1 protein-coding gene and 1 pseudogene are annotated in these 16,090 nt (G+C 66.4%); both read right to left on the bottom strand.

From position 1 onward, the window contains the following. Nucleotides 1-68: 68 nt before the first annotated feature. Nucleotides 69-9,620 carry a type I polyketide synthase gene (locus FDZ84_RS24205; RefSeq protein ID WP_371812665.1) on the bottom strand — a complete coding sequence of 3,184 codons (9,552 nt, stop codon included), beginning with the start codon at nt 9,618-9,620 and terminating at the stop codon, nt 69-71. After that, nucleotides 9,620-16,075: pseudogene (locus tag FDZ84_RS24200) on the bottom strand (SDR family NAD(P)-dependent oxidoreductase); the annotation flags it as partial. The gene FDZ84_RS24205 and the pseudogene FDZ84_RS24200, both read right to left, overlap by 1 nt. Nucleotides 16,076-16,090 lie beyond the last annotated feature (15 nt).

The following is a 16,090-nucleotide window of genomic DNA, read 5'->3' as shown; positions in this document are numbered from 1 at the left end:
GAGCTTTTCTTCACTGGCCATTGTGATTTCCACCCGGTTTCGGCGACTGGACGTTCCGCAGGAGCTGGTCAGGACAGGTCGAGCTCGTTGTCGATGAACTCGAAGATCTCGTCGTGCGTTGCCGAATCGAGTGTGCCCAGGACATCGGCACCGGCCGGTACCTCAGATGCACTGTTCCACTTCGCGTTGAGGGCTCGCAGTCGTGTCGCGATTCGGTCCCGTGCCCGCGCTTCCTCGGTGAACATCGAGAGCTGCTGCTCAATTCGATCGAGCTCGGCAAGGGCGGAGTCCACAGTTGTCTCCGTTGGGAAAAGCCCGGCGCAGAGGTGACGCGACAGCGACTCGGCATTGGGGTAGTCGAAGATCGTGCTGGCGGGCAGCTGGATCCCGGTGGCGGTGTTCAGCCGGTTGCGTAGCTCCACCGCCATCAAGGAGTCGAATCCGAGTTCCTGGAACGGCCGCGACGGCGCCAGGGCCGTGGCATCGTCGCGGCCCAGCACAGCTGCCGTTTCCGCCCGCACCAGATCCAATACCGCATCGTCACGTTCCTTCCGTGACAACCCGGCCAGGCGATGCTTGAGCTCAACGGGTTTGCCTGTGCCCGCTTTTTCGCTGGTGGTTTCCAATGCGGCTCGGGCCTCGTCGATGGTGTCCAGCAGCGGGCGCCGACGTGCCGAGGTGAAGGCTGGGGCGAACCGTGCCCAGTCGACATCGGCCACGACGAGGGAGGTCTCATCGCGGTCCAATGCGCCCTGAAGTGCCAGCAGTGCCGCGCTCGGTTCCATCGACACCAGGCCCATGCGATGCAGCTGTGCGCCGGTTTCTCCCGCGGCCATGCCGTCACCGGCCCAAGGTCCCCACGCAACCGCGGTCCCGGCCAACCCACTCGCCCGACGCTGCTCGGCCAACGCATCCAAGTAGGCGTTCGCAGCCGCATACGCACCCTGTCGCCCGGCACCCCACACACCCGACACCGAAGAGAACAACACAAACGCATCCAACTCCGAGTCGGCCAGCAACTCATCCAGATTCGCCGCACCCCGCACCTTCGCCGACAACACCTCTGCAAAGTCCGCCAAGGCCATCTCCACCACGCCGCCCGCCTCGCCGACCCCAGCGGCGTGCATCACCGCAGTCAGCGGACACTCCCCGCCGATCCCTGCCAACACTCCAGCCACGGCGTCACGATCAGCCACATCGCAGGGCACAATCGACACCCGAGCACCCAGCGCCTCCAGCTCCGCTCGCAATTCCCCAGCGCCCGGAGCCTCCTCGCCACGACGGCTGGTCAACACCACATGCTCAGCCCCGGCACCCGCCAACCACCGAGCAACATGCGCCCCCAAACCGCCCGTACCACCCGTCACCAACACCGTCCCCCGAGGACGCCACACCGACCCGGCACCCGACGTACCGGCGCGTTCCAACCGCCGCACGAACACACCACCACGACGAATGGCAACTTGATCCTCGCCACCATCCGCCAACACACCCACCAACCGCGCACCCAATCGGTCGTCCCAATCCGACGGCAGGTCGATCAAGCCACCCCAGAACTCCGGGTGCTCCAGGCCCGCAACACGCAGCAGCCCCCAAATCAAGGCCTGCTCAGGAGACACACTTACGTCTTCCAACGAGACGCCGCCGCGCGTCACCGCCCACAAAGGCGCCTCGAGCTCGGCATTGCGCAAGGCCCACACCAGCTGCACAGTCAACGCGAGACCCCTTGTCAAGCAGGAGAATTCTCCAACAACCGAGTCATCGAGCCCCAACAGCGACAGCACGCCACCGAGTCGACTGACATCCGTCAGCGCATTGGCCAGCCGCTGTGCGACGTCCTCGCGGTGCAGGTCCTCTTCGGACAGGTCGATCCGGACGACCTCGGCGCCACCTTCGACCAGTGAACTCGTCAAAGCCGTGGCCAAGCCGTCATCCGCATCGCCGGGCACGACCAACAGCCAGGTACCGGAAATCTTCGGGGCCGGTGCTTCCCGGGAGGAATGCCAATTGATTCGGTACCGGCAGGAATCGACGAGCGAACGGTTGCGGAGTCCGCTTCGCCAGGATGACAGCGTCGGCAGTACATCGCTCAAAGATGCGCATGTGTCGTCGTCCGCCCCAAGCTCCAGTGCGGAGACCAATGCTTCCAGATCGCCTTGTTCAACCGCGGTCCAGAACTGTTCAGCCACCTCGCCGATGTCTGCGCGGTCGCGTGCTGTCCGCGCACTGGATTCGATCCAGTAGTGCCGTCGTTGGAAGGCATACGTGGGCAACTCGACCTGCCTGGCCCCGGTGCCGGCGAAAAACGCCTGCCAGTCCAACTCACCGCCACGGGTGTGAAGATGCGCCAGGGCTGTCATCACCGAACGGGTCTCGTCCCGCTCCCTGCGAATCAATGGTATTGACGAAATCCGCCCGACCCGATCAAACCCGGTGGCACACTCCTGAACCAGTGCGGACAGCGCTCCGTCCGGGCCGAGCTCAACAACCGTGTCTACGCCCTGCGCTGCCAGGGCCTGGACACCGTCGGCGAAACGGACGGGTTCACGCACCTGACGCACCCAATACCCTGGCGTGCTCATTTCCCCGGCTCTGTCGAGCTCACCCGTCAACGTCGACACAAGCGGTGTCGTTGGCCTACCGAACTCCGCAGACTCCGCAATCTGGGCGAACTCGCCCAACATCGGGTCCATCCGGTGCGAATGAAAAGCATGGGAGACCCGCAACCGTCTCGTCCGGACTCGGAGCTCGTTCAGCCGGCCGGCGATGTCGGCCAGCACATCCCGATCACCCGACAACACCACCGAACCGGGGGCATTGAGCGCGGCGACGTTCACGGATGCCTCCCGACCAGCCAGCAATGGCCGAATCAGGTCTTCACCAGCGGCCACCGCGAGCATCGTGCCGTCAGAGGGCAGGGCTTGCATCAACCGGGCGCGTGCGGCCACCAACCGAGCCGCATCCCGCAACGACAACACTCCAGCCGCAAACGCGGCGGCCAACTCCCCGACCGAATGCCCCATCACCACATCCGGCCGGACGCCCCACGAACCCAGCAGCCCCAAGAGACCGACTTGCAGCGCGAACAGTCCCGACTGCGCCCACAGCGTCTGATCCAGCAGCTGCGCATCGGAACCGAAGACCACATCTCGGACCCGGAGGTCTTCACTCAGATGTGCGTCCAACTCGGCGCAAGCCTCATCAAACGCAGCAGCGAACACCGGAAACTTCGAGTAGAGCTCCCGGCCCATCCCCGACCACTGACCACCCTGCCCGGAGAACACGAACCCGAACCGAGCAGAAGCACGAGTTCCGGTGATCACCCCGGAAGCCTCATGACCGGCGGCCAACGCCACCAGTCCAGCTACCAGCTCATTCCGGTCCGCACCCAGCACGACAGCGCGTTCATCCAGCGTGGCTCGGCCAGAAGCAAGCGAGTAGGCCACATCCAGCGGACGCTGCTCCGGCCGGGACTCAACCTGAGACAAGACTCGTTCAGCCTGTCCCCGCAGGGAATCCGATGTCTGTCCCGACACCAACCAGGGAACAACCGGAATATCCACGGTAGATCCGGATCCTGATTTGTCCGTGGCCGCGGGACTATCTGGCGCATTCGTAGATTGTTCGAGGATCACGTGTGCGTTGGTGCCGCTGATCCCGAACGACGACACTCCTACGCGACGTACCCGATCAGACTCCGGCCAAGCTACCTGTTCGGTAAGGAGCTGGACCGCGCCCGCCGACCAATCCACCTCCGACGTGGGCTCATCTACATGCAACGTGGCGGGCAGCTCCCCGTGCCGCATGGCCATCACCATCTTGATCACACCGGCAACACCCGCCGCCGCCTGCGTATGACCGATGTTCGACTTGACCGACCCCAACCACAACGGCTGATCCCGCTCCCGGTCCTGCCCATACGTTGCGATCAAGGCCTGCGCCTCGATCGGATCACCCAGCCTGGTCCCGGTCCCATGGGCCTCCACGGCGTCCACATCGGACGCCGAAAGGCCCGCATTCGCGAGTGCCTGGTTGATCACCCGCTGCTGCGACGGACCATTCGGCGCCGCCAGTCCGTTCGATGCGCCGTCCTGATTCACCGCAGACCCACGAACCACCGCCAACACCCGATGCCCATTCCGGTGGGCTTCCGACAACCGCTCCAGCAACAACAGGCCCGCGCCTTCGCCCCAGCCGGTGCCGTCCGCGCTCTCCGCGAACGACTTGCACCGGCCATCCGGCGCCAAACCACGCTGACGGGAGAACTCCACGAACATCTCCGGCGTCGACATCACGGTCACACCACCGGCCAACGCCAGATCACACTCACCCGAACGCAACGACTGACACGCCAAATGCAACGCCACCAACGACGACGAACAAGCCGTGTCCACCGTCACCGCAGGACCCTCGAAACCAAACGAGTACGCGACCCGACCCGACAGCACACTGGCGGAGGTACCCGTCACGAGGTAGCCCTCCGCCTCCTCGGGAAACTCCCGCACATCCGTCGCGTACCCGCGGCTTCCAGCACCGATGTACGTGCCGACCCCACTGCCCTTCAAGGACAACGGATCGATTCCGGCCCGTTCGAGGGCTTCCCAGGCGATTTCGAGCACCAACCGCTGCTGTGGGTCCATCGCCAACGCCTCGCGTGGGCTGATGCCGAACAGGCCGGCATCGAACTCACCGGCGTCGTAGAGGAATCCCGCCATCCGCGCATACGTGGTTCCAGGCCTGGAAGCGTCCGGATCGTAGAGGCTTTCCGCATCCCAACCCCGGTCGGAGGGGAACTCGCCGATCACCTCCGCGCCGGAGGCGACCAACCGCCACAGGTCTTCCGGCGAGTGCGCGCCGCCCGGAAACCGGCAGCTCATCGCGACGATCGCGACCGGTTCGTCAGTTGCCGGCTCGCTGGCAGTGGTCACCGCGGCCGAAGCGACATCACCCACCAGCTCCTCGAGCAGGTGAGCGGCCAATGCGGCCGGATTCGGGTAGTCGAAGACAGTTGTGGTCGGCAGGCGCAACCCGGTGGCGGTGGTCAAACGATTGCGCAGGTCCACCGCCATGAGGGAGTCGAACCCGAGCGCGCGGAACGCCCGCTCTGACTGCACCTCCTCGCGACTGCCGTGCCCGAGCACGGCTGCCACCTGGGCGCAGACCAGATCCACCAGTTCGTGGCGTCTTTGGGCTTCCGGCAGCTCCGCGAGATTGCGGGCGAACGGCGAGCCGCCTGGTTCGGCCGGCCCGTTCGCGGAGATCGCCTTTCTCGCCGCGGGCAGTTCGTCCAGCAACCGGGTGGCGCGCGTCGCGGCGAACGTGGGCACGAATCGGTCCCAGTCCACATCAGCGATCGACACGCACGTCTCATCCTGGTCGAGTACTTCCTGCAGAGCCAGGATGGCCGACGCCGCCGGCATCGGACGTATCCCGCGTCGCCGCAGGAGCTCGCCCGCTGGGCCGTCGGCCATGCCGCCGTCGGCCCAGCTGCCCCAGGAGATCGAGGTTGCCGACAGACCGCGTGCTCGGCGTTGTTCGGCGAGGGTGTCCAAGAATGCGTTCGCCGCGCCATAAGCGCCCTGACCGCCACCGCCCCAGACCCCGGCACCCGAGGAGAACAGGACGAACGCATCGAGATCGGTGCTGTCGCACAGCTCGTCCAACACCTGAGCGCCGTGAACCTTGGCCGCGCATATTTCGGCCAAGTCGTTATGTTCGGTATCCGCCAGCGGCAGCAGCCGGCCGACTCCGGCCGCGTGGAACACCGAGGTGACGTCGAACTCGGCCAGCAGTGCGGACATCTCGGCACGATCGGTCACGTCACAAGCCACGACGGACACCTGCGCTCCAAGGGCCCGGAGCCCGGCTTCCAGCTCTGCGGCGCCCGGCGCTTCTTTGCCCCGTCGACTGGTGAGCACGATTCGCTCGGCTCCGCTTTCAGCCAACCACCTCGCCACCTGTGCGCCCACCGCGCCGAGCCCGCCCGTGATCAGCGCGCTACCTCGGGGTCGCCACTTACGTCCAGCGGGCTGATTCGCCGGGGCCGGTACCAGTCGTCGGGCCAGCACGCCCGACTGGCGAATCGCCAGTTGGTCCTCCGCCAAGCCGTTGATGAGCGCTTCGCCCAACCTCGTGAGGACGTCGCCGTCCAGCGATTCCGGGAGGTCGATCAGCCCACCCCAGCGCTCGGGGTGTTCGAGTGCCGCTACTCGCCCCAGACCCCATGCTTGAGCCTGCATCGGGCGCAGCAGCCGATCTGCGGGGTCTGCCTTGACCGCACCACGCGTGATCGTCCACAGAGGAATTCTTAGATCGGCTTCGCCGAGCGCCTTGACCAGGTTCAACAGCAAGGCAATCCCGCTCGGGACGGCCTTGCGTTCGGGGTGGGTTCGCTCGTCCAACGCAGTGAGCGACAGGATTCCCTGCACCGGGTCACCGCCAGCTGCGGCGCGGAGTCCGGTTGCGAGTTCCCCACTGGTCGCCGCCGGTGGCACGTCGAGGCGCAGGGTGCTGATACCTCGCGTGTTCAACGCATCCGTCAACCGTTCGACCAGCGCTTCCTCTATGCCGCCCGCGGGAACGACCAGGAGCCAGGTTTCCCGTGTTCCCCGGATCGGCTGCGGGGTCACCGGTACCCAGTCGACTCGGTACCGCCAACCGTCCACCAAGACCTTTTCTCGTTCCTGACGGTGCCAGACGGACAGGGCCGGAAGTGTTGCGCTCAGCGGTGCGTCGGCGTCGAGATCGAGGGCGTCGGCCACGCCTTTCAGGTCTTGGCGCTCCACGGCTTGCCAGAACCAGTCCGCCGCCGGGTCCGAAAACGCACGAGCCTCCTCGGAGGCAGCTCCCCTGTCCAGCCAGTACCGCCGGCGCTGGAACGGGTAGGTCGGCAGGTCCAGCCGTCGACCCACGCCCCCGAACGCCACGGGCCAGTCCACGGTGGCGCCGCGCACGTACGCCTCGGCCAGCGACTGCAACAACCTCCGGCGGCCGCCCGAGTCACGTCGCAAGGTACCTACGGCGGCCACGGCGGGCTCCGACTCCGCACCGGTTTCCTCGACCGCCATGGTCAGCACCGGATGCGCACTCATTTCTATGAACAGGCCGAATCCCCGCTCAGCGAGGCCCTGCACGGCGTGTTCGAATCGGACCGGCTGCCGGAGGTTCCGGTACCAGTACTCGCCGTCCAGCCCGGCCGGATCCACCCAGTCGCCGATCACCGTCGACCACCACGGCACGTGGCCGTCCCGGTGCCGCACGCCGGCCGCAGCCGCCAGCACCTGGCTCCGAACCACCTCCACGTGTGCCGAATGCGAGGCGTAGTCGACGGGGATACGGCGGGCACGCACGTCCTTTTCGGCGCACTTGGCCAGCAGTTCTTCCACCGCTTCCAGATCGCCGGACACCACGACCGATCGCGGGCCGTTGATCGCCGCGACTTCCAGTCGGCCGCCCGATCCCGCGAACAACGCCGCGGCCTCATCCGCAGAGCAGGCCAGCGACGCCATGCCGCCTCGCCCCGAAAGCGCCTTCAACGCTCTGCTACGCAAGGCGACAAGCCTGGCCGCATCCTCCAGTAGGAGCACCCCGGCCGCGCAGGCCGCGGCGATTTCGCCTTGACTGTGGCCGACGACGGCCGTCGGCCGCACCCCGTAGGAACGCCACACCTCGGCGAGCGACACCATCACCGCGAAGGACGCCGGCTGTAGGACGTCCACCCGGTCCAGCGGTGGGGCGTTCTCCGCTCCGCGCAGCACGTCGACCAACGACCAGTCCACGTACCTCCGCAACGCGGTGGCGCACTCATCCATGTGCCGCGCGAACGTCGGCGAAGCGTCCAGCAAGTCGACTGCCATACCGGCCCATTGCCAACCCTGACCAGGGAAGACGAAGGCGACCTCGCCGTCCAGGACGCTCCCCTGAACGACATCGACTGCTGGTTCACCGCTGGAGACAGCGCCAAGTCCGGAACGCAATGTAGCGCTATCACCACCAAGCACCACCGCTCGATGCTCCCAGGCCGTGCGCGTGGTGGCCAGTGAGAAACCGACGTCGACCGGGTCGGGATCGGTCTGCTCGCACAGCTCGCTCAGCCGTTCGGCCTGGGCTCGCAGCGCCGTCGACGACCGCGCGGACAACGCCCAAGGCACTATCCCAGGTGCTGGGGACAGCGCTGCTTCCTCGTTCTCGGTCACGGCGAGCGGGTCGTGTTCGAGGATGACGTGTGCGTTGGTACCACTTACCCCGAACGACGACACGCCAACCCGGCGCGTACCCGTCCCTGGCCACCGGATGTTCTCGGTGAGGAGCCGGACCGCACCAGCCGACCAGTCCACGTGCGAATTCGGCTCGTCCACGTGCAACGTGCGCGGCAGCTCCCCGTGCCGCATCGCCATGACCATCTTGATCACACCGGCAACACCCGCCGCTGCCTGCGTATGACCGATGTTGGACTTGACCGATCCCAACCACAACGGCCGATCCCCGTCCCGATCCTGTCCATAGGTGGCGATCAGAGCCTGCGCCTCGATCGGATCACCAAGCCGCGTACCCGTCCCATGCGCCTCCACGACGTCCACATCGGACGCCGACAATCCCGCACTCGTGAGCGCCTGCTGAATGACCCGCTCCTGGGCCAGTCCGTTCGGGGCCGTCAAACCGTTCGACGCACCGTCCTGATTCACCGCGCTACCACGAACGACCGCCAGTACCCGATGCCCGTTCCGCCGGGCGTCTGACAGCCGCTCCAGCAACACCAGACCGGCGCCCTCACCCCAACCGGTTCCATCCGCGGCAGCCGCGAACGACTTGCACCGCCCGTCCGGTGCGAGACCACGCTGACGGGAGAACTCCACGAACGTCGCCGGCGTTGCCATCACCGTCACACCACCGGCCACCGCCAGATCGCACTCACCCTGCCGCAACGACTGACACGCCAAATGCAGGGCCACCAACGACGACGAACACGCCGTATCCACCGTCACCGCAGGACCCTCGAACCCGAACGAATACGCAACCCGACCAGAGGCGACGCTCCCCGCATTGCCGGTTCCGAGGTAGCCTTCGACACCTTCCGGGTGGGCGCCGGTGTCATAGCCCTCGTACATCAATCCCGCGAACACCCCGGTGCGGCTCCCCCGCAAGGACCTCGGGTCCATCCCGGCGGATTCGATGGTCTCCCAGGAGATTTCCAGCAGCAGTCGCTGCTGCGGATCCATGGCGAGCGCCTCGCGGGGGCTGATGTCGAAGAACCCCGCGTCGAACTCGCCGGCCTCGTGGAGGAAGCCGCCGTGCCGGGTGTAGCAGGTTCCGGGCTGATCCGGGTCGGGATGGTAGAGCTCGTCTAGGTCCCAACCACGGTCAGCGGGAAATTCACCGATGGCGTCGCCACCAGAGGCGACCAGTTTCCACAGCCCTTCCGGGTCGTGCACCCCGCCCGGGTACCGGCAGCCCATCGCCACGATCGCGATGGGTTCCTGCTCCCCCGACTCCGCCTCGTGAAGCCGCTCGCGCGCCTGGTGCAGATCCACGAGCGCACGCCGCAAGTACTCCCGGAGCTTCTCTTCATTCGACATGTGGCGTTTCCCTCCAGGAAGCTGCGAAGGCACCGGCTGAGGCATCAGGGAAGTTCGAGATCGTTGTCGAGTAGTTGGAAAAGCTCTTCGTCCGTGGCCGCTCTGAGCCGGTCCGGCACGGAGCCGCCGCCGGTTCCGCCGGACACGTCCGCCAGGCTCTGCAAGATCGCCTGCAGCCGGATGGTGATCTGCGCCCGCGTGGCCTCATCCCTGGCCAGCGCGGGCAGGTTCGCCGCCCACCTGTCGAGTTCCTCGAATGTCCCGGCAAGGCGGTCTGCGGAAAGCGCGGTGACGAGGTGTGTGGCGAGCGCATCCGGCGTCGGGTAGTTGAACACCAGGGTCGCGGGCAGTCGCAGCCCGGTTGCCCCGTTGATCCGGTTGCGCAACTCGACCACGGTCAACGAGTCGAAGCCCAGCGCCTTGAACGTGCCGTCCGCGGTGATCTCCTGGGGACCGGCGAATCCGAGCACCGCCGCCACGTGCGTGCGGACGAGGTCCAGCAGAATCCGATGTTGTTCTGCGTCCGGCGAGCGTCCCAACCGTTTCCGGAGGCTCTCGGCATCATCCGCGGTCGCCTTGTTGACGCGATGCGGCCCGACCAAGCCTCGCAGGACGGAAAACTTGATCGCGTCCCCATCGGACGAACGGCTGAATCGCACCGGAGCCACCACGGTATGCGCGCCGCCGCACGCGGCGTCGAACTGGGACAACCCCTCCTCGGTCGAGACCGGCAGCAGCCCAGATCGCGCCAATCGATCCTGCTCGGCTTCGCGCAACGTGCTTGCCATGCCGCGCTCCGCCCAGGGACCCCAGGCCAGCGATCTCGTCGGCAGGCCGCGCGACTGCCGTTGCTGCGCCAATGCGTCGAGGAAGGAGTTGGCCGCCGCGTAGTTACCCTGCCCACCGCTGCCGAGCACGCCCGACACCGACGAGAACAGCACGAGGGCCACGTCCGGCGCGATCAGCTCGTGCAGATTCCGCGCACCATCGACCTTCGGGCGCAGAACCTGGTCCAGCCGTTGCGCTGTGAGCGATTCGGCCACTCCGTCGTCGAGAACACCAGCCGCGTGCACCACGGCGGTCAACGGATGCTCGTCCGGGATGCCGGCAAGCACCTTCCCCAAGGACTCACGATCGGCGACATCGCAAGCCCGCAGGGAAACCTCGGCACCGTGCGCCGTCAGTTGCGCCACGAGCTCAGCCGCGCCACCGGACGCGGGACCGCGTCTGCTGACGAGCACCAGATTGCGTACCCCGTGCTCGATCACGAGGTGCCGGGCGACCGCCGCTCCGATTGCTCCCGTTCCGCCGGTAACCAGAACCGTGCCGGCGGTGTCCCACGCCGGAGGCATGGTGAGCACCAGCTTGCCCACATGCCGCGCTTGGCTCAGGTGTCGTAGCGCCTCGGGCGCCTGCCGAACGTCCCAAGCCGTGACAGGCAGGGGCTCCAGCACGCCTCCCTCGAACAGCTCCACCAGCTCGTGAAGCATCTCGCCGATTCGCTGTGGTCCGGCTTCTACGGTGTCGAAAGCCTGGTACGACACGCCCGGATGCGCATCGGCGACCTCGACGGGGTCACGAACATCCGTCTTCCCCAACTCCAGGAAATGGCCACCACGCGGCAGCATTCGCAGGGACGCATCGGCGAAGTCCCCGGCGAGGGAGTTGAGCACGACGTCGACGCCGCGTCCGCCGGTCGCCGCGAGGAACCGCTTCTCGAAATCGCACGTCCGCGACGAAGCGAGGCGTTCCCGGCTCAGCTCCACGGCTTTCCACTTGTCCTCGCTAGCGGTGGCGTACACCTCTGCGCCGAGGTGCCTGGCGAGTTGGATCGCGGCCATGCCCACCCCACCGGCGGCCGAATGAACCAGCAGCGACTGCCCTGGTCTCAACCCGGCGAGATCAACCAGCGCGTAGTAGGCGGTGAGAAAGACGATCGGCACGGAAGCGGCCTGTGCGAAGCTCCAACCAGCGGGAATCCTCGTCACCATGCGATGGTCGGCGACTGCGAGCGGCCCGAACGCCTTCGGGATCATGCCCATCACCCGGTCGCCGGGTGCCAGGCCGGTGACGCCGGGGCCGGTCTCCACCACGACCCCGGCCCCCTCACCGCCCATCGAAGCCGCACCGGGATACATGCCGAGCGCGATGAGCGCATCCCGGAAGTTCACCCCGGCAGCGCGCATCGCGATCCTGACCTGCCCCTCACCCAGCGGTGCCGTGGCCGTCGCTTCGTCCAGCAATGCCAAGCCATCTAGAGTTCCTGGGTCCGTGGCCTCCAATCGCCACCCCATGCTGTCCGGCACGGGCAGGACGCCATCGCTGCCCAGTCCCGCCAGCCTGGACGCATATGCGCCGCCACGTCGCAGTGCGAGCTGAGGCTCGCCGCAGGCCAGCGCCGCCGGCAGGGCGGGGAGGAGTTGGGCGGGCTCAGCCACATCGACGAGGACGAAGCGATCTGGGTGTTCGGTCTGCGTCGACCGCACCAGTCCCCAGAGCGCGGCCTGCGCCAGATCCGTCACGGGTTCGCCGGGCTCCACCGCCACTGCTCCCTGTGTCACCAGGAGCAATCGGGAATCGTTGAGTCGCTGATCGGCAAGCCAGCCTTGTACCAAGTCGAGTGCATACCGAGTCACCGCCCGGACGTCCGCTGCTCGTCCACCGCCGGGGGGCGTGGGTGCAATGACAACGCCGGGTGATTCGGCGCCAGCATCCAACGCAGCCGTCAACGATCGGAGGTCCGGATACGCCTGCATGTCAGAGGACACTTCTGCGGTGCCGAGAAGCACGCAGGACGGTGGCTGAGCGGATGTAGGCGGTTGAACCGTGTGCCAGCTCAACCGGTACAACCGAGCTCGATGGGCCTGTCGGCGCGCACCGGTCCGCCGGGCCGCAGCCGACCGAAACACGAGCCGGTCCACCGAGATCACCGGTCGACCGGTGCCATCGCACACCAGCAGGGACTTGGCATCGTCACCAGCCGGAACCACGCGGACCCGCAAAGCCGACGAGGCCTTGGCGTGCAGGCGCACTCCTTCCCACTGGAACGGCAACCAGGCGCCGTCCATGTCCCGGGCGGCCGTTGCATGCAGAGCCGCGTCCAGCAATGCCGGATGCACCCCGAAACGGGAATCTTCTGTTCCTGGCAGCACGGCTTCGGCGTACACCTCGTCCCCGTGCCGCCAGGCCGCCTTGAGCCCTTGGAAGATCGGGCCGTACTCCAGGCCGTGCTCAGCGAGGTCCCGATAGAACTCGTCGAGGTCGACCGGCAGCGCACCCGGAGCCGGCCAGTCGGCCAGGTCTCCGGCCACCTCCCCGCCGCCTGGCGCCAACAGGCCCGTGGCGTGCCGTGTCCAGTCATGGTCCGCCGCCCCTTCGGGGCGAGAGTAGAGCACCATCGGCCTGCGTCCGGAATTCTCGGGCGTCCCCACTCGCAGCTGAACCTGGATCGCCCCGCGCTCCGGCAGGACCAGCGGTGCTTCCAGGGTTAGTTCTTCCACCCGTTCACAACCAAGACGCTCCCCCGCATGCAAGGCGATCTCCAGCAACGCGGTGCCCGGGACGATCACTTCGCCCAGCACCCGGTGTTCGGCCAGCCACGGATGGGTCCCCACCGAAATCCTGCCGGTCAGCAGCACCTCATCACCGCCTGCGACCGGCACCACGGCGCCCAGCAGCGGATGCTCCGCCCCGGCCAGACCGGCACCTGTCACATCACCGGAATCCGATGAGTCCAGCCAGTACCGCTGCCGCTGGAAGGCGTAGGTGGGCAGCTCGACTTGCTTCGCCCCCGTACCGGCGAAAAACGACCGCCAGTCGACCTGACCACCACGCACATGGACCTGCGCCAGGGCTGTTGTCACGTTCTGTGCCTCGTCCTGGTTCCTGCGCATCGCCGGAACCGCGGCCATCCTTCTGGCCTGATCGGATGCGACTACACATTCCTGGACCAGCGCCGACAACGCCCCGTCCGGGCCGAGTTCGACGATGGTGCTCACGCCCTGAGCGGCAAGAGCATCAACACCGTCGGCGAAGCGGACGGGCTCCCGCACCTGACGCACCCAGTAATCGGGACCGCTCATCCTGCCGGCGTCATCGAGGTTTCCGGTCAAGGTCGACACGATCGGCAGCTCAGAACGCCGGTAGTCCACGGCTCGTGCGATTTCGGCGAACTCGTCCAGCATCGGATCCATCCGATGTGAATGAAACGCATGCGAAACCCGCAACCACCTCGACCGAACACCCAGCCCGTCCAAGCGACCGGCAATGTCATCGAGCACATCCCGATCGCCGGCGAGCACCACCGACTCCGCAGCGTTGACCGCAGCGATCGCCACCTGATCATCGCGGTCGGCCAACAACGGCCGCAGCTGCTCCTCACCCGCAGCGACCGCCAACATGCCACCGCCAGACGGCAACGCCTGCATCAACCGGGCACGACCCGCCACCAACCGAGCCGCATCCAACAGCGACAACGCACCAGCGGCAAACGTCGCCGCCAACTCACCGACCGAATGCCCCAACACCACACTCGGCCGAACACCCCACGAATCCAACAACTTCAGCAAACCAACCTGCAACGCGAACAAACCCGACTGCGCCCACAACGTCTGATCGAGCAACTGCGCATCGGAACCGAACACCACGTCCCGTACCCGCAGTTCCTGCTCCAGATGCGCATCGAGCTCGGCACAAGCTTCATCAAAGGCATCAGCGAACACCGGAAAGGCTCCATAAAGCCCTCGGCCCATCCCAAGCCACTGACCGCCCTGGCCGGAAAACACAAACCCGATGCGGCCACCAGAACCCACAGATCCCGTAACCACCCCAGAAGCGTCATGACCGGCGGCCAGTGCTTTCAACCCGGACAACAACGTTTCGCGGTCCGGCCCCAGCACTACCGCCCGCTCATCCAGCACCGAACGTGTCATCGCCAGCGAATACCCAATATCCAGCGAGGAGACATCAGATCGATCGTCTAGATAGGACATCAATGTGTCCGCCTGGGCGCCGAGCGCTTCCCGTGTTTTGCCCGACACCATCCACGGAACCACCGGAACATCCACAGTGGATCCGGAATCTGACTCGCCCTTCCCGGCAAGCTCATCTGGTGTATTCGGAGATTGTTCGAGGATGACGTGTGCGTTGGTGCCGCTGATCCCGAACGACGACACCCCCACCCGACGAACACGACCGGTGTCGGGCCACGGCGTGTTCTCCGTAAGGAGTTGGACCGTCCCTGCCGACCAATCCACCTCCGGCGACGGCGCATCCACGTGCAACGTGCGCGGCAGCTGCCCGTTCCGCATCGCCATGACCATCTTGATCACACCGGCAACGCCCGCCGCCGCCTGCGTATGACCGATGTTGGACTTGACCGACCCCAACCACAACGGCCGATCCCTGTCCCGATCACGCCCATACGTGGCGATCAGAGCCTGCGCCTCAATCGGATCACCAAGCCGCGTACCTGTCCCATGCGCCTCCAACGCGTCCACATCGGACACCGACAATCCCGCACTCGCCAACGCCTGGGTGATCACCCGCGCCTGGGAAGAACCGTTCGGTGCGGTCAGCCCATTGGAGGCACCGTCCTGGTTCACCGCGCTACCTCGCACCACTGCCAACACCTGGTGCCCGTTTCGACGAGCGTCCGACAGCCGCTCCAGCAACAACAGTCCGGCACCCTCACCCCACCCAGTACCATCCGCGGCCGCCGCGAACGACTTGCACCGCCCGTCAGCCGCGAGACCACGTTGGCGGGAGAACTCCAGGAACGCCTTCGGCGTCGACATCACCGTTACGCCACCGGCAAGCGCGAGGTCGCACTCACCAGCGCGCAGTGCTTGACCCGCCAGGTGTAACGCCACCAACGACGACGAACACGCCGTATCCACCGTCACCGCTGGACCCTCGAAACCGAACGAATACGCAACCCGACCCGAAAGCATCGCTGCCGCGCCGCCCGTCAGCACATGACCGGCCACCTCACGCGGCGGCTTCCGCAACCACGACGCGTAGTCCTGGCCATTGGTACCGACGAACACGCCAACGCGAGAACCACGTGTCGACCGTTGCTCCAGCCCAGCCCTCTCGAAGACCTCCCACGCGACTTCCAGCAGCAACCGCTGCTGCGGGTCCATCGCCAACGCCTCACGCGGAGAAATCCCGAAGAAGCCCGCGTCGAACTCCGACACGCCCTGAAGGAAACCGCCCGCACAGGCATACGATGTGCCAGGACGATCGGAGTCCGGATCGAACACGCCGGCTAGGTCCCAACCGCGATCCCCCGGGACTTCGGAGATCGCGTCCACACCGCCGGCGGCCAGTTGCCACAGGTCCTCCGGCGAGGAGACCTGACCGGGGTAACGGCAACTCATCGCCACGATCGCGATGGGATCGCCCTTCTCCGCGGCGAATCGATCCCTGCCGCGCCGGAGGCGTTCGTTCTCCTTGAGCGATGCTCGCAGTGCCTCGACAACTTCTTCGTAACTGGTGGTCACCGTGATCTCCCA

The sequence above is a fragment of the Saccharopolyspora sp. ASAGF58 genome, assembly GCF_012277335.1.
Lineage (GTDB): Bacteria > Actinomycetota > Actinomycetes > Mycobacteriales > Pseudonocardiaceae > Saccharopolyspora > Saccharopolyspora hattusasensis.
The sequence above is the reverse complement of the archived record's forward strand: the minus strand, read 5'-3'. Positions and strand labels throughout refer to the sequence as shown.